We start from the raw sequence: 22,539 nt of genomic DNA on the forward strand, positions 1-22,539 counted from the left end.
ATTAATTTTTAGTGATAGATTGTGAAGACAAAAAACCACCGGACGGAATGCCGGCCGCAATTCCCCGCAACCGGATGTTTGCGAGCCTGAGAGAGTAAAAATTGGCGCTACATTTTATCGAGCAGATGGCACCGCTACTGGACGCCGCCGACGAGGCGGAATGGTTCGGTGCAATCACGGGGTTCGCCGAGACATGGGGCTTCGACAAGCTTCTGATCGCCATGCTGCCGCGGCCGACCATCCGTCTCGAAGACGCCTATGTGCGCAGCACGTACTCGCCCGTATGGCGCCGTACTTATGACGAGCAGGGGCTCGTCCATATCGATCCGACCGTGTCGCATTGTGCGACGCGCGCCACGCCGCTGATCTGGTCGCCGGACATTTTCAAGACTGCACCGCAGCTTTCCATGTATGAGGAAGCCCGCGCGCATGGACTGCGCGCTGGCGTGACATTGCCGATTCATGGACCGAATCAGGAAGCCGGCATGATTTGCTTCGTTAATGACACCAATCCGAACGACGAGTTCTGGCGTCATATCAACGTCACATTGCCGAATCTGGTGTTGCTGCGCGACCTGGTAATCGATACCAGCCAACGGCATTTGAATACGCACGCGCAAACCTTATTGCCCAAGTTGACGCCGCGTGAACGCGAATGCCTGAAATGGACCGCACGCGGCAAATCCACATGGGAGATCTCCCACATCCTGAACTGTTCGGAAGCCGTGGTGAACTTCCATATGAAAAACATCAGGACGAAATTCGGTGTGAATTCGCGGCGTGCGGCGGCCGTGATCGCAGCTCAGCTCGGCCTTATTGACCCGGGTTGAGCAAAGCCGCGTCGCGGCTGTAAAGTACTCGCTCGGCGCGGCCCAGATCCGCGTCGGAAACGGTTTTGGTGAAGTACAGGCCGAGCAGAATCGCGACCGGCGCCGGGATTTCGGCACCCGACTCGAAACGGCTGCCACGCGACTGCGTCACGCCGAAACGGGCCCAGAAACGGCGCTGGCTCTCTTTCTTCTTTTTGCGGTAGGCAATGATCAGAACGCGATCTACGGCCGTGGAAGGCTCCGCCGAACGGGTTTGAAGGCCGGTTTGCGGCTGCCAGTGATTTTCGAGAAGTTCCATTTTCGTGTCCTGTCGGTTGAGGGCAGTGCTTGTCTCGAATTCTGCTTTACCCGATAAGCATGCGCACCTATCCAGGTAGGTAGGTGGCGAAATGATTCAAAGTGCATAAGTTTTCTTGCGTATTGGGTACCCCAACACGTTCAGGAGAACGTCATGCAAACAGCAATCCGGATTGGAATGCGTCAGGAATTCGATAACGCGGACATTAACGAGATGTACCGGCTGCGCGCCCGGGTGTTTCACGGGCGGCTCGGGTGGGATATCCCGACCATCGCCGGCATGGAGATCGACGGCTACGATGCGCTCGGGCCGTATTACATGCTGATCCAGGGCAGCGAGGGGCACGTGCGCGGCTGCTGGCGCCTGATGCCGACCGAGGGGCCCAATATGCTCAAGGACACTTTCCCGCAATTGCTGCACGGCGCGGCGGCGCCCGTTGGCCGGCACATCTGGGAACTGAGCCGGTTCGCGATCGAAACCGGCGGCGAGGAGCAGTCGTTCGGCTTCGCGGACCTGACGATGCAGGCGATTCATGAACTGGTGACGTTCGCCGACCAGATGGGCATCACGCGTTATGTCACGGTGACCACCACGCCGATCGAGCGGTTGCTGCGCAAGACGGGCATCGAGATCAGCCGGCTCGGGTCGCCGTTGCAGATCGGCGTGGAGCGGGCCGTGGCGCTGGATATCGCCGTGAGTCCGAAAACGCGCACCGCCTTGTTCGGACCGATGGCCGCTGCCGCGTAGTTACCGCGTAGTTACCGCGTAGTTACCGCGTAGTTACCGCGTAGTTACCGCGTAGCCGCCGCGAACGGGGCGGGTTTCAGCGCCGTGCCGAGCCGGGGTCGCTTCGACCCGCCGGCGGCACGGCGCATCGGCCCGGCCGGCGGCGCCGGTGCGCGGGGGTTTCAGGATCCGAACATTCGCTCAAGCGCGTTCTCGAGATGCGCGCGCATCGCATGTCCAGCGGCGGGCACGTCCTTACGGCGAATCGCCTCGAGCACCGCCTTATGCTCCGCCTGCACGAGCCGCTGCCGCGCCACCGTTTTCACCAGCGACAGATTGCGAGACAGATTCATGCTGAAGAGGATCTGCTCTTCGATGAACGACATGACGGTGATGAAAAACGGGTTTTTCGACGCACGCGCCACCGCGAGGTGGAACATGAAGTCGTCCTGCGCACCGATCCCCTGCGTTTCGATAATGCGCTCCAACTGTTCCCATGCATGCTGGATGGCAGCAATATCGTCGGCATCGGCTTTTAGCGCTGCCTGCTCCGCTGCGCCCGCTTCTGTGACGATGCGAAATTCATAGCAGCGGCGGATGTCGGACAGCGTTTCGAGCGGCGCAAAGCGGCGCACGTCGGGGTCCGGGCGGCGCGCGACCGTTGTGCCCGACCCGTGCCGCGTCGCGATGATGCCGTCGGCCCGCAAGCGCGCCAGCGCCTCGCGCACCGTTGGCCGTGACGTGGCGAAACGCTCGGCCAGCGCATGCTCGGTCGGCAAGCGCTCACCTTCCTTGTATTCGCCTTCGACTATGCGGTTGAGGATGTCGCCGTAGATTCTGTCGGGCAAACCCTTCGTCTTGCGCTCGTTCATCAGCGGGGCTGAAGCAGTTTGTCTGAGGAGGTGTTAATTGTAAGGCAAACCCGGCGCTGGTCTGATAACGGATAGGCGCGCCGAATCGCAGCGGAAGCCGCCGCGGCTTGCTCACCGCCGCTCATGAGGCAAGATGCCACGCGGCAAAATTTGACAAGAGTTTGATTTACATCCAGGTTGAGTGAATGTTCTTCAGTGACCATTCCAGCTTCCATTGGCAATAGAGTGCCAAGCGCCCATTCGCTGAAGCGGTTGCGGCATCCAGTTCCTTTAGACGCGGAGTCGGTATGTACACACGCATCTTTGTAGCGGTCGACGGCAGCAAAACCTCGCGCCGTGCGTTCGAAGCAGCGCTCGCGCTCGCCAGATCCAACGGCGCGGTCTTGCGGCCGTTCTATGTCGTCGAAAACACGCCGCTTTATTTCGAGGCGCCCGGCTACGATCCATCCGTATTGCGGAACCGTCTCGTCGAAGAGGGCAAGGAGCTCGGCGCTGAATTCGCCAAGGCGATGGCCGACCAGGGCGTGAAGGGCGAACTTGCGATAGGCGAGGCATCGTCGCTGGACGATGTTTCAGCGGTCGTGCTCAAGGCCGCCGCCGATTTCAAAGCCGACCTGCTGGTCATGGGCACCCATGGACGGCGCGGTTTTCAGCGGCTGATCCTCGGCAGTGTCGCCGAACGCTGTGTGCGGCAGGCGCACTTACCCGTGCTCCTCGTGCCGTCCGCGGCAGGTAAGACGGGCGACGCGGACTGAACCCGGCAGCGCACAGTGCGCGCTTTCACATTCGTTGCTCGTGCACCGAATCTGCAAAACGCGACCTGCTGCGAAAGCGTGAGCAGGACCGGCCTGCTCACGCTTTCGCAGCAGTTTGACCACGATCACCGCCAGCGATATCGATCAAGATACCTAACTGCCTGAACGCGTCATTTTGTCGCGAAGCGGGCAGTGTGGCCGGTGGGACAATCAATCAACACCTGACCATTGGCTGCAGAACATGCTCACTCCCACTGCCGTTACTCGCTCCGACGAAACCCTCGAATCCGCCGCGTCGGCCGCAAGTCCATCGCCTACGCGCGGCAGCCGCCGCGCGGCGTGCTCGCGCGCGAGCACGCGCACCGCCGCTCGCTGTTCGAGTTGCGCGATGCGGCAACTCTGCATGCCCCATGGTCTCTCGTGCGACGAACTCGCGAAACTCGAAACGCTGATTTGCTCGGCGCGCTCAGTGCCGCGCGGTGAGGCGCTGTATCGCAGCGGCGACCGCTTCGACAATATCTACGCGGTGCGTTCCGGTTCGATGAAAACCGTCATGGCGCACCGAGGCGGCCGCGAGCAGGTCACGGGTTTGCGGCTCGCCGGCGAAGCTCTCGGTCTCGACGGCATCAGCAATGACGTGCATGCCTGCAGCGCCGTTGCGCTCGAAGACAGCACCGTGTGCATCGTGCCGTATACGGCGCTCAAGTCGCTATGCCGCGAAATAAGTTCGATGCAGGAGCGCATGCACAAACTGCTGGGCGAGCAGATCGTGCGCGAAGCGGCGCAAATGATGGTGCTCGGTTCGCTCTCGGCGGATGAACGGGTCGCGGCATTCCTGCTCGACGTGTCGGAGCGCAACGCCCAACGCGGGTATTCGTCGGCGGAATTCAATTTGCGCATGACGCGGGAAGACATGGGCAGCTACCTCGGCATGACGCTCGAAACCGTCAGCCGCACCTTGTCAAGATTTCAAAAGCGCGGCCTGATCGACACGCAGGGCAAGCACATCCGGATCGTCGATCTGGACGGGCTGCGGCAAGTCTAGGCCGCCGGCGGGAGCCCGGCCGACGCTGCCCGCCCACTCCTTTTAACGCGCTTTCGTCTTGGCATGGCTCCTGCGAGCGGGTACAGTCTTTAGTCCGTCCCCCGCAAGGAGACCCGGCGAAATGAATCGCGACCCCGCCCCGCATCACCCGCTCGTCCAGCGCCTGATCGAAGCGCGTCAAGTCACCGACGCGCTGTTTTCCATCGTCAAACCTGAGTTTCTGTATGAACGCCCGATCCGCGAGCGCCACCGGATCGTGTTTTACATCGGCCATCTCGAAGCTTTCGATCGTAATCTGCTCGATCAGCGCCTGTGCGATCTGCCAGCGTTCGATGCGCGCCTCGACCAGCTCTTTGCCTTCGGCATCGACCCCGTCGATGGCGGTTTTCCCACCGACCAGCCCAGCGACTGGCCGTCGCTCGACACGGTTCGCGGCTACGGCTTGCGCGCGCGCGAACAGATCGACCGCGAACTCGAGGCACTGACGCACGCGGCCCAACCCGGCCGCGACGGCGCGCAAGCCGGGACCGCGGGGCAATTGCTGAACGTCGCGATCGAGCATCGGCTAATGCATGCCGAGACGCTGGCGTACATGCTCCATCAGTTGCCCCTCGCGCAGAAGCTCACCGAACTGCGCGAGCCCGTTGTGACGCGTGCCGGAGAACGGCAGGCGTTGTCGTCGATGGTCAGCGTGCCCGCCGGTGCGACCGTACTCGGCATGTCGCGCGACAGCGGCCGCTTCGGTTGGGACAACGAGTTCGGCGAAATGCGAGTCGAGGTGCCCGCCTTCGAGATCGATCGCTACATGGTGACGAACGGCGCTTTCCGTGAGTTCATCGAGGCAGGCGGCTATCGCGAGCCGAAGTGGTGGTCGCAGAAGGATTGGGCGTGGAAGGAAGCCGAGCACATCGAACATCCCGCCTGCTGGTCGCCGCGCCGCGCGAGCGGCCAAGCGGGCGAACCCGGCGCATGGATGCTGCGCACGATGTTCGACGAAGTCCCGTTGCCGCTCGACTGGCCTGCGTATGTGAGCCACGCCGAAGCCAGCGCCTACGCGCGCTGGGCAGGCAAAGCGCTGCCCACCGAGGCGCAATGGCAGCGAGCCGCGCACGGTGCACCGCGCACCGCATCGGGTAATTTCGATTTTCGCAGTTGGAATCCGCAACCGGTGGATGCGTATCCGGACAACGTCAGTGCATTCGGCGTGGAAGGTCAATTCGGCAATGGCTGGGAGTGGACCTCGACGGTGTTCGACGCGCTACCCGGCTTCGAAGCCTTTACGTTTTATCCCGGTTATTCCGCCAACTTTTTCGACGGCCAGCATTATGTGATCAAAGGCGGCTCGGCGCGCACCGCGCAGTGCATGTTGAGGCCGACTTTCCGCAACTGGTTTCAGCCGCATTATCAATATGTATATGCGGGGTTTCGGTGTGTGGGGTGTTGACCATCAAGGCAGAAGTTAATCGAAAGAGCTCGGCCTCTGCTTTACTGAAGGTAACCTCAGCTACTGGTTTATTTCGCTGAATCAGGTGCAAGCCATGAACGCAAGCGATCTGTCCGCCGCACGTTGAGGGGACCGGAACCAGTTCGACTACCGGGCGCTGGTAGCCCGGCGCGTGCTTTGCTTAACGTGCTCGCTACAACGAGACGAGCGCACATATTTCAAGCGGTCGGATAGGCATTGCCTCGGATGCTTGAAGAATGCTTCCGCAACGCCCGACTATCAGAGACAGCGCACGCTCGGCAACAGGGCTACCGTGAAACAGACGTCCGCGCGCCAGTTCTGTGATCGATTCCGCGAACTCAGCGGCAATCCATACATTGTATGCGGATGCCGAGGAAATACGCTTGCGGCTGCAACGGTAGGAGATAGCACCGCAAGTGAACCACCCGCTGGACAGCGATGGCGGTACCCGACCCGACTCCTTCCACAAGGCAAAGCGCAGTTGCGAGTCACGAGTCGGCCTCTTGACCAGGGCAGTGAACCATTGAGATTTTCCATAGGTTTCTGCTCCAGATGGACGCCCTCATGCTTCTGCGACAGAAAGGGCACATCAGGCTGCTGATGGCCTGACCCGCTCCGTTCTGATTCCGTTCTCGTGAAGGGAGACCTCGACTTGTTCAGCGACATTGTTCTGAAGTCACCCGTGGAACGCGTATTGGGCTTTCGTCTGAAGACACAATCGCTGGTTCGCGGTCAAAGAAGAGCACATTCCAGCTTTTTTTATGAGCAGGCATCTTTTTAGCTCAGTAGCTACGAGGAGATGCCAATATGAATAGTTTCGACGTTGCAATCCAAAGCTTTCTGACGCACACCGCTTTCAGTTCCAACCTGATTAACCACGCGATAAGGGTATTTGCGGGCTTATACACCTTCAAGGGCCTCGTACTCATACCCATACTGTGGTGGATGTGGTTCAAACCCGGCCAGGGTGGTGAATGGGAGCGTGAAATGGTCATCGCAACTATTGCGAGCGGCCTTCTGTCGCTCGCAATAGGCAGGCTCCTCGCCCTTTATTTGCCATTTCGGGTGCGGCCAATCTATAACCTCGAACTGCACCTGAGCTTCCCCTCTGCTGGTCTACGGGAGGAGGTGCTGCGAACCTGGAGTTCCTTTCCGAGCGACCACGCAATGCTGTGGATGTCAGTTGCGACAGGAATCTTTCTCGTTTGGCGCCGCGTGGGCGTCCTGGCGCTCCTGTACACCGCAATCTTCATATGCCTGCCGCGCGTTTATCTCGGCTTGCACTATCCCACCGACGTACTCGCAGGGGGCGTGATCGGAATCATCATCACGTATGTCATGACACGGAACCCCGTTAGAAAGCGTTTCGCAACACCGATCCTGGGGTGGGTGCACAGATTTCCCGGGCCCTGTTATATGCTGGCGTTTCTATTGTGTTTTGAACTGGTAACCCAGTTCGACGAGATACTTTCGCTCAAGCAGTCGGTTTTAAAAGCACTGCAACGGCACGAAGTGGCAACTATCGGCCTGTCAGCCACGACTGGCTCCATGCCGCGCGTTCAAGCGCCTGGAATGTCAGCGTGGATCCATGTGACGTAGGAGCCTTCCGGGAACCTCCCAGCGCATGGAGCGCGTTCCGCTTATGCGTCGCAGACGCAGAGCCGCATTTGCAGGGACCGCAACCCACGGCCATTCCCGTACGAGCGGCCCGCGCTTGCACTCGCGATTTCTCCACCGTACCGATTCGAAACCCTGCCAAATTAAAAAAGCCGCCGTGATGGCGGCGGCTCTCGACTTCACACACTCTCGCATCAGCCATACGCGCCACGAGTATCGCGCCACGTCGAGTCCGGCCAATTACTCGCGGACGTACCCTGCTTCTGCGAATCGAATCGCACTCAGATATTGTCGACCGGCTTCGGCGCTTCGGAAGCGGACGTCGGCAATGTAGCGATCTTGCCTGCACTAGCGAGCTTGACCAGACCTTCACCGATCTTCGCGGTATTGGCCGCTTGCGCGCTCACCGACGTCGCCACGTCCTTTAACGCGCCCAGACGCGGCAGCAAAACGGGATTCGACGCGACACCAGCGACCAGCGCGCGGCTGCCGTCGGCGAGTTGCTTGTCTTTCAGCACGCCAAGCATGAACGTGAATGCCGCGTTGCCGAACGAAGCAAGCTGAGCCTTGCTCATGCCGTTCAGCTTGTCCTGCACGTCTTTGCTCGACAGCGCCTTTTGCACGGCCGTCGCCTGATCGTCCTTGATCTTGCTGATCGCGGCGGCCTTCTCGGCCGGATCGGCGATGCTGTTGGCGGCGGCTTCCTTTGCTTCCAGAGCGGCGATCTCTTCCTTGTTGCCGATGGCCTTGAAGATATGCGCGGTCGCCGTGCCGATCATCATATCGGCGTCCTGCGCGGTCTTGATGAACGCGTCGACGTCCCCGGCCGATACTGCGCTGCCCGACGATCCGCCCACGCCCGGAATCGCGGCCGTCAGGCTGCCGATTCCGAATGCCAGCGCTTGCGGCGCATTCAACGCCATCGTGCCAATCGCCAGTGCGCCCAACAATGCCGAATACTTTTTCATTCTGGTCTAGTCCTTAGTTTGTTTTTGACAACATCTGCTTCATCACACCATCGAGACTTGTCCGCGTATCCGCGTCCAGGTCGATACCTTGCAAGGCAGCCGCATTTGCCGTATCCGTGGTTGCCGGATAGCTGCTGGTCGTAAAGCCATGTTCGAGTACGACCTGGCTCGATACGACGCCGCCTGTTTTTTGCCGGTAGGCAAGCCGCACGTTGTACACGCCCGCACACGTGCCGCCATCGCACTTCGGCTCCTTAGCGTCGATCCGGTACAGCGCTTCGAGACAACGGTCATAGGTGGCTGGGCGCAGTTCGAGGTTTTTTGCGAACCCCGATTGTCCGCCCACCTTCCCCTTCACGAGGTCGGCCAGGCCCGGGTTGACCATTACGAGCGGCGCGCCCGCTGCGTCGGCGTAGGCGAGCGCGTTAAAGCGCTCCAGCGCCACCGAGCCCACCTGACTTTTCTCCGCCGGACAGAACGCGATCCGTTGCGCGCCCGCCCCGGCCCTCTCCACGCTGTCGATCAGCACCACATCGCCGCTCGACGGTTTCGACGGTTTGCCGGCGACGGGCAGCACGAGCGATGCCGTCACCTTGCTGCCGTCGCGGCTTAGCACGCTGGCGTCCCACACGGGCACCAGCGCGTCCTCGGCAATGCCGCCCGGACGCCCCGCGTTGCGATACACACGAATCGAATCGCCGGGTTGAAGATTCATGCCGCTATCTTCGATCTGGAAGGAATCAGACGACGCATCGGTCACCTTCAGCGTGACAGGTTTGAAGCGGACTTCCTTGTCAAAGCGCGCGGCCAGATCGTTCAGCGCGTTCTTCAGCACCACTTCCTTGCGCGACTCCACGCTAAAGCCCGAACCGTTCGTGACAATATCGTCGATGCGGGTATCGACGTCCGCCGAATACAACACGCGACCGTCGCGCGACAACAGTTCGGCGAAGGCCCAGGCCTGCACGGACTGCCGGGTCTTGTAGCTGAGGTTGGTCGGCAGTTCGTAGTGGCGAGCGGCAGGCAGTACCATCCGGATGAAATAGTCGGGCAATGCCCGGTTGCCGCTCACGTCATGCCCGATGCCCGTATGGCTGTCGATCGACGCCTGGACCTGACTGAAGTTGGCGTTGAGCGGCAAGGTCGCGAACGGTGCATTGCTGCCGAGTTTGTCCGTGAAAAGCTGCGTGCTCACCGCATCGGAAAGCACCGCATTGCCGTCACTGACGAGTGCCAGCACACGCGGCTTCTTGACGTCCGACAAAGCCATCGTGCCCGCGCGGCTAAACACCGCGCCGTCTTTCGGCATACCCAGCACGGGCACCGCGACTGCGTAGTTTTGCCCCGCGTATTCGACGCGAATTTCGGCATCGCCGTCGTCCATCACGTCGCCCTTGCCGATGCCCGACTGATAACCCTTGTCGAGAATCACAAAGCCTTTCCATGTATCGGCAACCTTGGCATCGACGACATAGGGGTTGAACCGCTCCGCGGCGGACGTGAGCGTGCTGTCGAGCAGGGCCGAAAAGCCCGCGCGATACGCTTCACCGACCTTGCCCGCAATGTCGGCAGCGGGCAGCGAGCGAGACACCGTCAGCACACCGTAGCGGGTCTGGCTGAACGATTGCAAGACTTCGCCCGTCATCGGATTGCTGAAGTAGACGCTCAGCGTGATCGGCAGATAGATGTCGGCGGTGCCGTCGGTCTTGTCGATCAGATACTTCGACACCCGAGTCACCTGCACTGACAGCGCGAGCGTGCGCAGGCGGTTCTTGTTATCGACGGTGGCGCTCAACGCCGGAAAATGCGCCTGGGCCTGTTGCTGCAACAGCCCGACGGTCTGGCCGATATCGAGCGACGCGCGAAACGCCGGATCGATCTTGCTGCTGCCGCCAGCCGAGCCGGCCGCGCCCGACGCATCGTCGAAGAAGATGCCGGGCACGACATACAAGCCGATTGCCGGTGAAGGCGCGGCATGCGTCGCCGTCGCGAAGACGGCCGCCGCCGCGGCGAGAGTGATTGCCTTGAGGTTCATGTCAGTGAAGCGCCTTTTTGCAACCGTTCATGCACAGCGTGATAACGGTTCCGTCCACTGACGAATCCAGGCTCGCGAACTGCGGGTTGCTGCCCAGTGCCATCGCGACAGCCTGGTCGAGCGGATCGCTGCCCCGATAGGTCGCGACGATCTCGACCTGCCCCGCTCCCGCCTGGCGCTGGGTTGCTTTCTCCAGACCCGGTACCGACTTGAGCGCCTGGCTGAAGGCCGTGCGGGTCATGAGCGGCAGGTTGTCGCCCGTCAGGCGGATGGTGTATTCGGCACCGTACATCGTGCGCTTCTTGACGAATTCCTGAATCCGCTTGCCGACCTGTTCGCCGAGACTGCCGGCCAGTTTGACCGCCAGTCGCGCGCGACAATCGTCGGACGACGCGCCGACGGACGATTCCGACTGCGTAGCCGACGCGATGTCTTCGCCCGTTTTGGTCGAGAACGTCCTGGTACTCGCCACGCCGGTGCACGACTCCTGACCGGAGTTCTTGTCGACGCCAAGGTCATAGATGACGGACGATCCGATCATCATGTAATCGGCCGTCGCGTCCTTGCGCGCGTAATCGACATACTTGGCCAGCTCGGCGCTGTTGTCCAGTTGGTCGAGCGTAATCGGGCGATCTCCGAAGTACCTGCTCTTGAACAGCGAGTTGTCGAGCACCTTGATGTCGAGGTCGGCCAACTGCCCTTTCAACTCGTTGTACGTGTAATTCTTTTTGTCGGGACCGGTGTTTTGCGGCTGATACTTGACGAGCTTCCTGTAGTACGTGTTGTCGTGATCCTCGGCATTCACATTGTGGGCGTAAGCCGACTGGGACGACGATGCAGCCGCCACCTTGCTGCTGGCGGCTGCCGCGACCTGACGGCTCGCCGCGCCGGCCGCCTGATGACTGCTTTCGCCGGACGCATCGAGACGGCCCGAATCCCGCCCTGCCACCGCAGCCGAATTGCCGTAACCATCCTGAGCCGCGCCTGCTACCCGCGTTTCGCGTGCTGCGCTAATGCGGCCCGCGGACTTGTCGTTCACCGCGAAGGCAGCCTGTTCTTTCGACGCGTAGGCCGCGTTGCTGCTTGCCGCATAGGCGGAACTCTTCGACGAGGCGGCCGCTTCCTTCTCGTTGTAGTGCGATCCCGCTTCGTGGCGGAACTCCGTCAACTCTTCGAGTGGCGCATGCAGGTTGGTCGGCGTCGTGAAGAACTCGTCCATCATCACGAGAATCGGCTGGCTACGCGTTGTGGTCGTGTTCATTGCCAGGCCGAGATCGCTGATTTCGGTGCGTAGCGACTTGTCGTCCACCCGCAGCGTGACGCTGACCTGGTACTGGCCATCGGCCGAGCTCGGCGTGACGCTGTAAAAAGACTCTTCGCCGATCTGCACGACCAGATCGTCGAGCTTGGCCTGCACATCGGGATTGCGGCTCGTTCCGGCGCCGACCACCTTGTCCAATGCGGCCAGCACCGCATTGCGCTTTGCCTGCCGCAGCGCGGAGGTACGCACCGAATTCACATCGCCGCTGATCGCGGCAGAGCCGACGCCGCGCGTCTCGATGTCCATTGCGTGCGCGAGCGGGGTCAACACGACGGCCGCAGCGGCCGTTGCGAGCAAGGTCCTGTTCAACAATTTCATGGTGGTCTTATCGGGAATTGGGAAGCGTGACGGAGATATCACCGGCCTTGACGACCGTGCCGGCGGAAGTTTCGGTAATCGAGGTATCGCCCGCTTGAGCGATGGGTTGAGCAAGACCGAAGCGCACAAGAAGCGCCTGGTATTCAGCCGACGAGCGCACGGCACCGAGATAGCCGTCCGCATCGAGTCGCGCCGTATCACGCAGGCCATTACTCATTGCCCTTTCGAGCGCGGCCAGCGCGGCGAGCCGGTCACCTGCGGCGGCTTTGGCGTCCGCTGCCGCGAACCAGGCATCGGCGCTCTTCGGATAGGCGGCGGTGAGCTGGTCCGCCAAGGTCGACGCCACGCCGAAGTTTTTCTGATCGAGCGCTGATCTGACTTGTTCAATGCTCACGTCCGTTGCGACGGCTGCGTGGTTCGACGTGTCGTGACACGCGGCGACAAAGAGCAAACAGGCAAGCGCGAGCGGCGCAGCCCAATGGGCGCGAAGCTTCATGGGTGGGTTCCCCAATGACAAAGTCAATTGTGTTTATCTGGCCGCGAGCGCGGCATAAATCGATTAACGACGGCTAGCGTCGACCACTTTGCGCGTCATAGTGGAGATCTGCGCTTTGGCAGATGGCTTGACTGGAACAGCCCCGAATTGAATGTGCATCTCTCATTCTTATGGATATCTTTTTTGTCAGTATTGTTTCTTACTCGTTGTCGGCCCGGACAACGCGCACACACGGTTCGATGAATACGCCCGCTTCAGGGCGCCGCTTTGCACACGGCGCCATGCGAGTGATGCTGTCGCGCAGCGGATATTCAACGAAGCTTGCAAAGCTCTGCATGCCGCATAGGCTTAACGGCTATGCCGACGTAAACTTTAGGTTGCGACGGCTAGCTTTGCACAGGTTCATAAAAAATATCGACGCGGCGCTGCCGCAACGGATCTAATAGATAGTGAATTTCTCTGAGCCCGGGCCTCACCTTTCCAATCTCGATGATCGTTGTCCACTTAAGTCGACACGGACGGCTTTTCAAATGCCACCACCTTGTCGTCGTCCGCACATCTTTGCCGGGGCAGCCTTATCGCTCATCGCGAAGAAGCAAATTTTGCGGGCGCTGCAAACAGAGCGCGCGACCCCGAACGTTTGTCAAGCCGGCCTTCCTCCTTCAGGGCCGCCGTGACATCTGGCCGAAACCTGTCGCGATACTCGGCCGGATTGATGTCGAGCCGCCGCTGGAAGGTGCGCCGGAATCCGTCCATCGTGTCGTAGCCACAGCGTCGGGCGATCTCGCGCAGCGAGAGTTCGGTTCCTTCCAGGTAACGCCGGGCCGCGTCTATTCGGGCGTTGTTCAGGAAAGTCATCGGGCCAACGCCGCATTCGCGCGTGAAGGTGCGGGTCAGATTGCGCGAACTCATATGAACGCGCTCGGCAAGCGACGCAACCGTATGCTCCAGATGCAAATGATCCAGCATGTACTGCTGCAGCAGCACGGTCTGCGAGCCGGGCACGGCAAGCGACTCGAGCAGCGGACTGAATTGCGACTGACCACCTGCGCGTCGCAGGTAGACGATCAGGTACTTCGCGACGTCGAGCGCCATCTGGCGCCCGAAATCGTCTTCTATCATTGCCAGAGACAGGTCAATTCCCGCGGTCACGCCAGCCGTCGTAAAAATTTTTCCGTCCTGCACGAAGATGTGGTCGGGTTCGATTTTCGCGCGCGGGAAAGTTGCGCCGAGACGTGGCACGTCCATCCAGTGGGTCGTGACGACCTTGTTGTCCAGCAAGCCCGCCGACCCGAGTGCGAATAGCCCATTACAGATCGCGGACACGCGACGACAGTGTTTGTGTTGCTCCTTCAGCCAGCCACTCAGCGCTGGATCGTCGAACGCATCGAAAATGCCGAGGCCGCCTGGCACGATCACGGTGTCGAACTCAGGACATGGGTCAAAAATCGTCCGGTCCGGCACAGTCGTCAATCCGCTCGACGACTGGACCGTGCCACGCGTTGTACCGACCGTGAGCATTTCATACTCGCATTCACCGGAACTCAAAACCTTCACTTCGGCGAATGCGTCTTTCGGCCCAGCAATATCCAGCAACTGAAAGCCCGGAAACACGACCATGCCGACCTTGACCTTCCTCATCGCGTCACCTCTCTCCCATGACGTTCTCTACACCGAGAACGGCTCGCGGTCGTAGCCCTTGAGTCTATAGACCGCCGCCGAGACGATCCATCCGCCAATAAACAGCGCGACGATCGCATACCCGAGCAGGCCGAAATTTTCGTTGAGCATACCGACAAATCGCCAGGCCGCACCGGTCAGACCGAACTGCTCGCCGATCAACCCCAGCGCCTCTATTGCGCCGACGAGCAAAGCCACCGCCGTGGACAGCAGCGTGATCGTCAGGTTGTAATACACCTTGCGCTGCGGTTTAACATACGCCCAGCCGTATGCGCCGACCATCAAAATCCCGTCGGTGGTGTCGATGGTCAGCATGCCCGCTGCGAAGAGCGCCGGGAACGCCAGAATCGTCCACATCGACAGGCCTGCGGATGCCTGCGATGCCGACGTTCCCAGCAGCGCGACCTCAGTCGCGGTTTCGAAGCCCAATCCGAATAGCACACCGAGCGGCAGCATCAACCAGCTCGAGCGGATCATCCGGAATAACGGCTTGAACAAACGCGCAAGCGCGTTCCCTTCGAAGTCGGCGACGCGCGAGTCGGCATCCGTACGCGTGCCGCCGTTGCGCAGTTGGCGGAAGGAACGGATCAGGCCGCCCAGCAAGACGACGTTGACCACGCCGATCATCAGCAGAAACGACGCGGACACGATCGTGCCGAGCATGGCGCCGGTTTCGCGGAATGCATCGAAGTAATGGCTGAGCGCGCGGGTGGCCAGCGCAACGATCACCGCACCGGCGACGACCGTCGCCGAATGCCCGAGCGCGAAGTAGAAGCCGACCGTCACTGGCCGCTTGCCGTCGTTCATCAGTTTTCGCGTGACGTTGTCGATGGCGGCGATATGGTCGGCGTCCATCGCGTGACGCAGACCGAAGCTATACGCGAGAAACGCCGTGCCGAGCAAGGCCGGATGCGCGCGCAACACAGTCCACGCCCATACCCACGCCGTCACGTTGATGCATAAGAGCAGCGCATACATCGCGCCGACGCGACGACGCAGCGGCAGTTCTGACGTCATGCAGGTTCTGGTAGCGTTCATTTGATGCTCCCGGTGTGAAGCTGGTTCGACTCGACCGGCGGTGCAGCGTGGAATCCGGCGTTCGAGGTATCGTGGCGGCGCATGCTGATCACGAGGCGCAACTCGTCCGCGGAAAGCACGCCGTGTGCTTCGACTACGGCAAGAAGCGCTTCGAGAAAACGCTCATAGTAGTCCCAGCGCGGCTGGTCGGCACAGTCTGCGGTTTCCCAATTTGCAATCGACGCGATCAGGCTCTGCCGAAAATCTTCCCACTCGAAACAGCCGGCTTTCGATAACGACAGCGCGAGGCCGAACACGTCGCGCTCCCAGCGGTTGGTGAAGAGCAGCTTGCCGTCGAGACGCGGCGGCGAATCCGACTTGCCGAGCATCGACGCCGCCGCGAATTCCTCGAAACGAGTGAACATGGCGGCGCTCCTCAGGCTGCGGGCGGCGCAACGAGCGCCACGCCCATCATCGATTCCGGCGTCACGAGCGCGGCAAGCTCGTCCTCGCTCAAGTGCTCCGTGTTGGCGGGGCGCTCGGGTATGACAAACCAGCGAATCTGCGCGCTGCTGTCCCACACCTTGACCTGTTTCGATGCGGGCACGGTCACGCCAAACTCCTGCAACACGGCACGGGGTTCGCGCACGCCGCGCGCGCGAAACACCGGATCCTTGTACCAGTACGGCGGCAAACCCAGCACCGGCCACGGATAGCAGGAACACAGCGTGCAGATGATCAGGTTGTGAACATCCGCATCGTTCGCCACAGCGGCCATATGCTCGCCTTCCGCGCCCGCCATGCCGAGCGGCAACGAAAGTTCGGCGATAGCTTTCGGCGTATCTTCGACAAGACGTTGCTTGTACTCCGGGTCGACCCAGGCATGGGCGACGATCTTCGCACCGTTGAATGGGCCGGCCATCGTCTCGAAGTGCTCGAGCACGGTATCGACTGAATCGCTGCCAATGACACCCTTCTCGATCAACAGCGCCTCAAGAGCGCGGACTTTCGCGGCGCTCGACGCTTCGCGGGCTTCAGGATATTCGAACAGGTTGCTCATGCTTGTCTCGCTGATGGATCAGTTCACGGCGTCGACGTACGCTTCGTACAGGTCGGCGTAGATGGTGGTGTGGGCTTCGCTCTTGCCGGGGCCCCAGAGGTCGGCGGCGTCGAAAGCGATCCGGTAGACCGGCATGGGCTGGCCGATGCCGTCGACGCCCGTCGATACGAAATAGGAGAACGCGCCGGGATACACGACATCGACGGTTCCCTTCTTGCTGCGCAGATAGCCGGGCAGACGGGTGTGATCGACCGCCTCCGGATCCGCAATGCGCACGGTGTCGCCGACCTTGAACCGCGCGGCCGTGTCCAGCTCGTTGTAACCGGAATCGCCATTCAACAGGTATGCATCGATCTGTGCGCCGAGAGCGGCATTCGGCTTATCGGGCAATGCGGCGTCGGGTTGCCGCAGGTAATGCGCCGACTTTTCCGCGAGCTCTTGCGCCGTGATGTAGCCTTGATCCACGAAGAACTGCGCGATCCCACCGAGCCACTTTTCGTAGTAGCGATACTTGAAGTACTCGAACGGCTGCATATCCTCCGCGCCGGTGCGCAACGACGCCCAGGTCCACGTGTTTCCGAACGTCGTGGGCAGTTGCGCAACCGGATAGGCGTGCCGGGCTTCGGCCAGATGCACACTCTCGGCCATCATCACCGTATGAATGCCGAAGATGCGCTTCTCCCACGGCTCGACGAAAACACGTGTGTCCGTGTTGACCGGGCCCAGGTTTTCGATGCCGCCAAGGTGATGCTGAAGTTTCACGATTCGCTCCGAAGGGTAGTTGAAATGAAACACTCAGGGTTTAGCTCAACCGATGTTCGCGCTTGAACGCGAGCGCTTCGCCGAGCAATTCCGACACGAAGCCGAAGGCGGCGCCGGTGACGAGCGCCGCTGCGGCAACGAGCGCCGGATTGGAAATGCCGACAGTCGTGATCGCCTTTCCAGTGGCCACGGTCGTGCCGACAGTCGATGCGAAACCCCACACGATCGCAGGCAAAACGTCCAGCAACTTGATCTTCGACGCCTGCACCATCGCCGCACTGCCGATACCCACGAGCACGGCCACACCGATCGCGCCCGCGCTCATCGTCGTGATGCACAGCAGCGTCAACGACGCGATCACGAGCCCGGTCAGATTCGACGCCACGCTCTTCACGAAACCAGCCTGGCCGCCGCCGAGCACAAAAAACGACGCCCAGGCAATAAACGTCACCCAGACTGGCACGGGAAAGACCGTTCCCGTGAGCCAGGTATCAACGACGGCGAGGACGCCAATACTCAACGTGTACGCTTCAGGTTTCTTCATTTTCTTGCTCCTTAAAGGAAACGACGGTCAGGGGGAATCAACGAGTCTCAATGCATGCAACCAAGCAAGCCGTCTCTCATCACCCGGGCGTCGAGATTGCGACCGATCATCACGAAGCGGTTATCGCGAGGCTCGCTCTGGCTCCATGCTTTACCGAAGGTGGTGTCCATCAGCATATGGACGCTGTGAAAATGCAGTCGTCGCGCTTCGTCGTGCAGATTCAGCACGCCTTTCATGCGCAGAATCTGTTGACCCTGCTTTTGCACGAACGCGTTGACCCATTGGCCGAAACGGCCTGCGTCCACGGCACCGGGCACGACGAACGAGTGCGATTCGATCGACTCGTCGTGTTCGTGGTCGTGGCTCGCTTCATCGAGCAGATCGGGTTCGACGGCGAGCAGGTTGTCGATTGAAAAACTGCGCACGCCAATGAATGAACCGACGTCGATTGTCGAGCGATGCACAAGGTCCACCGTCGCGGTCGGGTTCAATTGCCGGATAGATTCAACCAACGCGGTCACGTTGTCGGGGGACGCGACATCGGTCTTGTTCACCACGATCCTGTCCGCAAACACGATCTGTTCGCGTGCGATATCGTCGGCGAGTTGTTGCTGCGCATGCAGGGCGTCGACTACTGCGATCACCGACTCGAGTTCGACTCGCTCGCGAACATCCGGGTCAGCGAGAAAGGTTTGCAGCACGGGCGCGGGGTCGGCCAGACCAGAAGTTTCGACAACGAGTCGCTGCAAGCCGTCGCCAAACCGATCGAGCATTTCGCGTACGCTGCCGACCAGGTCCGTCCGGACGGTGCAACAGATACAACCATTGTTGATCTCGATGACGGCGGTTTCGTCAGCAACGATCAATTGGCCGTCGATGCCGACCTCACCGAATTCGTTGACGATGACGCCGATCGCGAGCGGCCGTGTCGCTTCGAGTATGTGATTGACGAGCGTCGTCTTGCCCGCGCCGAGAAAGCCGGTCACGACCGTGGCGGGAATTTTTCCGGACCGCATTGCGCACCTCCTTGAACCTCCGGCACATGCCGGTCGCCCAAGCAAGAGCGACAACTGCGCCGGATCTCGCCAGATGGCCGCGGCGCGTTCCATGTCGGCGCGCTTAGCCGGTCCAAAGCACTTGATCGGCCGGATACAGCAAATACGGACAAAAGCGTCTGCCATGGCCGCGGACGCTTCGAACGCTGTCAGGCGCGAAATTCGTGCGTGCGGCGCACGCGGATTGTGCGTGCCGCACAGTCGGAGAGCGTCATGTTTCTTCGCATTGTTTGTTTTAAGGACTGGCGAAGGTTGAGCAGCTGGACAGCGAGCCGCCGAGCAGGTTGTCGATACCGTTGGATGAAATCCCGTCGCGCCCCCCTGCATGCGCGTTGCCCCACCGATCGACCTTTTGTATTGCAATGTATCTTCAGTTCAAGTCGATACAGGCGTACACAAGAATCGCTTTTCCCGACACATGCGAGATATATCCATGCGTTCGAATACGGTCATCGGGCGTTGGGCCCGCGCGGTAATCCATGTATCTGCACGTGCCGCATCTGGTTGAGCGCGATTAACGTACGCTCTTGCAGCCGCCCTTGCGGAAAGCAGATGATAGACATCCGCACCCTAACGCGTCGGTGTCGAACGCACTTGCGTCGAATACTGCCTGTCATGGCTCGTGGCATCACATCGCCATTGATCAGGAACCTGTCTTCGTCACGATTTAGAAACCTTATGTCAGACAATACCTCTCCCCAATCGCCGTCTCGCCGCCACTTCGTAGGCGCGGTGGCGGCCACTGTCGCCGCTGGGTCGTTGAGCCAGTTCGCGGTTGCAGAAACGAATCCGGCCATTGCCCAGGTTGCCCAGGCGGGCAACGGTGACAAGACCGCTATTCGTCCACTCCGCGTACATGTGCCTGAATCGCAGCTTGTCGATTTGCGCAGGCGCATCAAGGCGACGCGCTGGCCTGAACGCGAGACGGTTGCCGACGACTCTCAAGGCGTGCCGCTCGCGATGATGCAGGAACTCGCGCGCCATTGGGCAACCGGCTACGATTGGCGCAAATGTGAAGCGAAACTGAATTCCCTGCCGCAGTTCGTCACCGAGATCGATGGACTGGACATTCACTTCATCCACGTTCGTTCGAAACATGAGAATGCGATGCCGCTCATCGTCACGCACGGGTGGCCCGGGTCGGTGATCGAGCAGTTCAAGATCATCGACCCGCTAACCAATCCGACTGCACATGGCGCGAGCGCGTCGGATGCGTTCCATCTCGTCATTCCGTCTCTGCCGGGCTACGGCTTTTCAGGTAAGCCGACCACGACCGGTTGGGGTCCGGAGAGGACGGCGCGTGCCTGGGTCGTACTGATGAAACGCCTTGGATACGAGAAATTTGCCGCGCAAGGCGGCGATCTGGGTGGCGTGGTCTGCAACGTAATGGGTAAGCTGGCGCCGCCGGAATTGCTGGGCATTCACGTCAACTTTCCCGCCACTGTTCCCGCCGACATTTCAAAGGCGCTTCAGGCCGGCGATCCGCCGCCCTCCAGCCTCACGGATGACGAAAGGCACGCTTACGAACAGCTCGCCAGTGCGGCCAAAAAGCGACGCGCGTATGCGTTGGAGATGGGGACGCGTCCGCAAACGCTCTATGGGCTGTCCGACTCGCCCGTGGCACTGGCAAGCTGGCTGCTCGATCACGGCGACGGGTATGTTCAACCGGCGGCGGCCTTGACCGCGGCCGTGTTCGCGCGCCCTGTCAATGGCGAATCCGCCGGCGAGTTGACCCGCGACGATGTGCTCGACGACATTACACTCTACTGGTTGACGAACACGGGCATTTCCGCGGCGCGCTTTTATTGGGAGTCGCATTTCAACTTTCTGGCCAGCGCCGATGTGTCCGTTCCGACTGCCGTGAGCGTCTTTCCTCGCGAGAACTATCAGGCTCCGCGGAGTTGGACAGAGCGCGCGTATCACAACCTTGTCTATTACAACAGGCTCGATAAAGGCGGACACTTTGCGGCGTGGGAGCAACCCCAGTTGTTTGCGGAGGAGGTCCGCGCCGGGTTGAGGTCGTTGCGCCAATAGCGAAAACGCAAGCATCCGTGAAGGCCGTATATGGTTACCAGTTTGGCGGTTAACGGCCCATGGTGCGTGTGGAGTTCGGGCCGAATAGCGCGGTGTACGAACGCAAGCTGGTCACGGATGCTGCCCTCGGCTCGCGCCGCCGAATACGACCTGGTAGCCGCACACGGGCGGCCGTGGCCGCGCGGCTGAGTTATTCTCCAATACCGTCTGAAGAGCAGACTATCTTTCGCAGGGTTTGCGATTAAACCGACACGACTCGACACCCTATGACTACGCTCGCCAATCGCCCGAATACCGCGCTCATCGTCATCGATCTTCAAAACGGCGTCGTCGCCGGCGCCTATCGACGTCAAGAGGTGCTCCGCGCGGTCAATGTGCTCGTCGAGAGAGCGCGCCGCGCGAACCTGCCGCTCGTCTGGGTCCGCCACTGCGACGAAGAACTGGTGGCCGGGAGCGACGCGTGGCAGATCGTCGACGAACTATCGCCGGCCCCCGGGGAAGCGATTATTGAAAAGAGTTATCGTGACGCATTCGAGAGCACCGACCTCGAGCAGGTGCTATCAACGCTGGGTGTCGGCAAACTCATCGTGACCGGCGCGCAAACCGATATGTGCATTCGCTCGACCTTGCACGGCGCGCTCGCGCGCGGCTATGACGCGACTCTGGTCGGCGACGCTCACACGACCGTGGACTCGACGCCATGGGGCGCGCCGCCACCGCAAAGCGTGATCGCGCACACGAACTTCTACTGGAGCAATCAACGCGCACCGGGCCGCGTGGGCGGCGTCGTCGGGAGCAACGAGGTCGACTTCGCGCTCAATGCCGGCTCGTGAACCGCGGACAAGTTCAAGTGATACCGCTGGCCCGTATTTGACCGAACGCGCTCAATGCCGCTAGATCGCGGCTCTTCACAGACTCATGAGAACAGTGGCAATGATTCGACTATCGCCTCGCGCCGCCCGCGCGCACGCGTGGATCGAATGGCCCGTCTTGGAGCTTTCTCGCCCGCCGAGCCGAGCGTCCTACTAAGATCCGCCAGTGCCTTGCAGACCGACCTGCGCTCGGGCATGCTCACCAGGGCCGCTTCAAGCCGATTCAGCAGTTCCTGCAGACTCGGTCCCTCGACCATCTTTCCTGCGAACTTCCGTTTCCGCATAAGACCGCTCCCTGATCTGGCAGACGCCGCGCTGACGTCCGGCATCAGAACAACTGCGCACCGAGCTCACACAGACTGGCCCACTTCACGGTACTGACGAATGTCCTGCCCGTGGTGTCGAGCGATTCGATCATTGCACGCTGCCCGCGCGCTTCTGCCACGACGCGGACGATGCGCGTCTGATAGCGCAACAGCGCACCGATCGGCGGACACATTGCATGACGGCGGACCCGCGATCGTTTCAATTCCATACACCATTTGCTATTTGAAGAGATATCCAACCGGTTGCAGCCTCGCGATGAGACACGGCATCCGGGTAGCCTATTCTGCCAGGTCGAAGGAGATGAGTCCAGGCATGCGACGGGAAAAGCCGCATCTTCCGCTGGCGCGTCTCCCCACGAATGGCGAAGACGCGCCTGTGCGTGGCGTCCTTTTGTCCATAGAAGACGCCGTTCAAGCTATCCGCGAATGCCGTACCGGCCGTC

22 protein-coding genes are annotated in these 22,539 nt (G+C 60.8%); 8 read left to right on the forward strand and 14 right to left on the reverse strand.

All coding sequences use genetic code 11. From position 1 onward, the window contains the following. Positions 1 to 125: 125 nt before the first annotated feature. Positions 126 to 830 carry a helix-turn-helix transcriptional regulator gene (locus tag CJU94_RS26400; RefSeq protein ID WP_095421579.1) on the forward strand — a complete coding sequence of 235 codons (705 nt, stop codon included), beginning with the start codon at positions 126 to 128 and terminating at the stop codon, positions 828 to 830. On the opposite strand, the gene CJU94_RS26405 is transcribed toward CJU94_RS26400, so the two are convergent. Next, positions 814 to 1,128: a helix-turn-helix domain-containing protein gene (locus CJU94_RS26405; RefSeq protein WP_095421580.1), complete on the reverse strand. Its 315-nt coding sequence runs from the start codon at positions 1,126 to 1,128 to the stop codon at positions 814 to 816. The two genes, CJU94_RS26400 and CJU94_RS26405, sit on opposite strands and share 17 nt — an antisense overlap. A 153-nt stretch (positions 1,129 to 1,281) precedes the next feature. On the opposite strand from CJU94_RS26405, the gene CJU94_RS26410 reads away from it, so the two are divergent. Beyond that, a complete protein-coding gene (locus tag CJU94_RS26410) occupies positions 1,282 to 1,875 on the forward strand; it encodes an acyl-homoserine-lactone synthase (protein ID WP_095421581.1) in 594 nt (197 codons plus the stop codon). A 161-nt stretch (positions 1,876 to 2,036) separates the two neighbouring features. On the opposite strand, the gene CJU94_RS26415 is transcribed toward CJU94_RS26410, so the two are convergent. Beyond that, positions 2,037 to 2,726 (reverse strand): FadR/GntR family transcriptional regulator, encoded by a 690-nt coding sequence (locus CJU94_RS26415; protein WP_095421582.1) that lies wholly within the window; start codon positions 2,724 to 2,726, stop codon positions 2,037 to 2,039. Positions 2,727 to 3,013: 287 nt separating this feature from the next. Here CJU94_RS26415 and CJU94_RS26420 point away from each other — a divergent pair, with 287 nt between their 5' ends. The 4 genes from CJU94_RS26420 (at position 3,014) to CJU94_RS26435 (ending at position 7,590) form a co-directional block, all read left to right on the forward strand. Next, a complete protein-coding gene (locus CJU94_RS26420; RefSeq protein ID WP_095421583.1) occupies positions 3,014 to 3,481 on the forward strand; it encodes a universal stress protein in 468 nt (155 codons plus the stop codon). Positions 3,482 to 3,869: 388 nt separating this feature from the next. Continuing rightward, positions 3,870 to 4,526: a helix-turn-helix domain-containing protein gene (locus CJU94_RS26425; RefSeq protein ID WP_095421584.1), complete on the forward strand. Its 657-nt coding sequence runs from the start codon at positions 3,870 to 3,872 to the stop codon at positions 4,524 to 4,526. Between the two features lie 121 nt (positions 4,527 to 4,647). Continuing rightward, positions 4,648 to 5,970, forward strand: coding sequence for an SUMF1/EgtB/PvdO family nonheme iron enzyme (locus CJU94_RS26430; protein WP_095421585.1), 1,323 nt, complete (start codon positions 4,648 to 4,650; stop codon positions 5,968 to 5,970). A gap of 828 nt (positions 5,971 to 6,798) precedes the next feature. After that, positions 6,799 to 7,590 carry a phosphatase PAP2 family protein gene (locus CJU94_RS26435; RefSeq protein WP_095421586.1) on the forward strand — a complete coding sequence of 264 codons (792 nt, stop codon included), beginning with the start codon at positions 6,799 to 6,801 and terminating at the stop codon, positions 7,588 to 7,590. A 299-nt stretch (positions 7,591 to 7,889) separates the two neighbouring features. Here the strand turns inward: CJU94_RS26435 and CJU94_RS26440 are convergent, their stop codons facing one another. The 11 genes from CJU94_RS26440 to CJU94_RS26490 form a co-directional block, all read right to left on the reverse strand. Beyond that, positions 7,890 to 8,576 carry a hypothetical protein gene (locus tag CJU94_RS26440; protein ID WP_095421587.1) on the reverse strand — a complete coding sequence of 229 codons (687 nt, stop codon included), beginning with the start codon at positions 8,574 to 8,576 and terminating at the stop codon, positions 7,890 to 7,892. Between the two features lie 13 nt (positions 8,577 to 8,589). Beyond that, entirely contained in the window at positions 8,590 to 10,611 is a 2,022-nt protein-coding gene (locus tag CJU94_RS26445) for a hypothetical protein (protein ID WP_095421588.1), read from the reverse strand. Position 10,612: 1 nt separating this feature from the next. Next, a complete protein-coding gene (locus tag CJU94_RS26450; protein WP_095421589.1) occupies positions 10,613 to 12,250 on the reverse strand; it encodes a hypothetical protein in 1,638 nt (545 codons plus the stop codon). A 7-nt stretch (positions 12,251 to 12,257) separates the two neighbouring features. Continuing rightward, entirely contained in the window at positions 12,258 to 12,746 is a 489-nt protein-coding gene (locus CJU94_RS26455) for a hypothetical protein (RefSeq protein ID WP_095421590.1), read from the reverse strand. A gap of 582 nt (positions 12,747 to 13,328) precedes the next feature. Then, positions 13,329 to 14,387, reverse strand: coding sequence for a GlxA family transcriptional regulator (locus tag CJU94_RS26460; RefSeq protein WP_095421591.1), 1,059 nt, complete (start codon positions 14,385 to 14,387; stop codon positions 13,329 to 13,331). A 27-nt stretch (positions 14,388 to 14,414) separates the two neighbouring features. Next, positions 14,415 to 15,464: a HoxN/HupN/NixA family nickel/cobalt transporter gene (locus CJU94_RS26465; protein WP_208645372.1), complete on the reverse strand. Its 1,050-nt coding sequence runs from the start codon at positions 15,462 to 15,464 to the stop codon at positions 14,415 to 14,417. After that, positions 15,461 to 15,868, reverse strand: coding sequence for a nitrile hydratase accessory protein (locus tag CJU94_RS26470; RefSeq protein WP_095421593.1), 408 nt, complete (start codon positions 15,866 to 15,868; stop codon positions 15,461 to 15,463). Before CJU94_RS26470 ends, CJU94_RS26465 begins: the two co-directional genes overlap by 4 nt. 11 nt (positions 15,869 to 15,879) lie before the next feature. Beyond that, positions 15,880 to 16,503 (reverse strand): nitrile hydratase subunit alpha, encoded by a 624-nt coding sequence (nthA, locus tag CJU94_RS26475; protein ID WP_095421594.1) that lies wholly within the window; start codon positions 16,501 to 16,503, stop codon positions 15,880 to 15,882. Between the two features lie 18 nt (positions 16,504 to 16,521). Then, entirely contained in the window at positions 16,522 to 17,265 is a 744-nt protein-coding gene (nthB, locus tag CJU94_RS26480) for a nitrile hydratase subunit beta (RefSeq protein ID WP_095422806.1), read from the reverse strand. Positions 17,266 to 17,305: 40 nt separating this feature from the next. Beyond that, the gene (locus tag CJU94_RS26485; protein ID WP_095421595.1) at positions 17,306 to 17,809 is read right to left on the reverse strand and encodes a DUF1097 domain-containing protein; all 504 of its coding nucleotides are present in this window, start codon (positions 17,807 to 17,809) and stop codon (positions 17,306 to 17,308) included. 47 nt (positions 17,810 to 17,856) lie between these two features. Continuing rightward, positions 17,857 to 18,825 (reverse strand): CobW family GTP-binding protein, encoded by a 969-nt coding sequence (locus tag CJU94_RS26490; protein WP_095421596.1) that lies wholly within the window; start codon positions 18,823 to 18,825, stop codon positions 17,857 to 17,859. A gap of 717 nt (positions 18,826 to 19,542) precedes the next feature. Between CJU94_RS26490 and CJU94_RS26495 the strand changes: the two genes are divergently transcribed. Next, the gene (locus tag CJU94_RS26495; protein ID WP_095421597.1) at positions 19,543 to 20,898 is read left to right on the forward strand and encodes an epoxide hydrolase family protein; all 1,356 of its coding nucleotides are present in this window, start codon (positions 19,543 to 19,545) and stop codon (positions 20,896 to 20,898) included. A 266-nt stretch (positions 20,899 to 21,164) separates the two neighbouring features. Then, the gene (locus CJU94_RS26500; RefSeq protein WP_095421598.1) at positions 21,165 to 21,731 is read left to right on the forward strand and encodes a cysteine hydrolase family protein; all 567 of its coding nucleotides are present in this window, start codon (positions 21,165 to 21,167) and stop codon (positions 21,729 to 21,731) included. Between the two features lie 367 nt (positions 21,732 to 22,098). On the opposite strand, the gene CJU94_RS26510 is transcribed toward CJU94_RS26500, so the two are convergent. Next, entirely contained in the window at positions 22,099 to 22,305 is a 207-nt protein-coding gene (locus CJU94_RS26510) for a hypothetical protein (RefSeq protein ID WP_095421600.1), read from the reverse strand. Positions 22,306 to 22,539: the final 234 nt, after the last annotated feature.

Source organism: Paraburkholderia aromaticivorans, assembly GCF_002278075.1.
Classification (GTDB): domain Bacteria; phylum Pseudomonadota; class Gammaproteobacteria; order Burkholderiales; family Burkholderiaceae; genus Paraburkholderia; species Paraburkholderia aromaticivorans.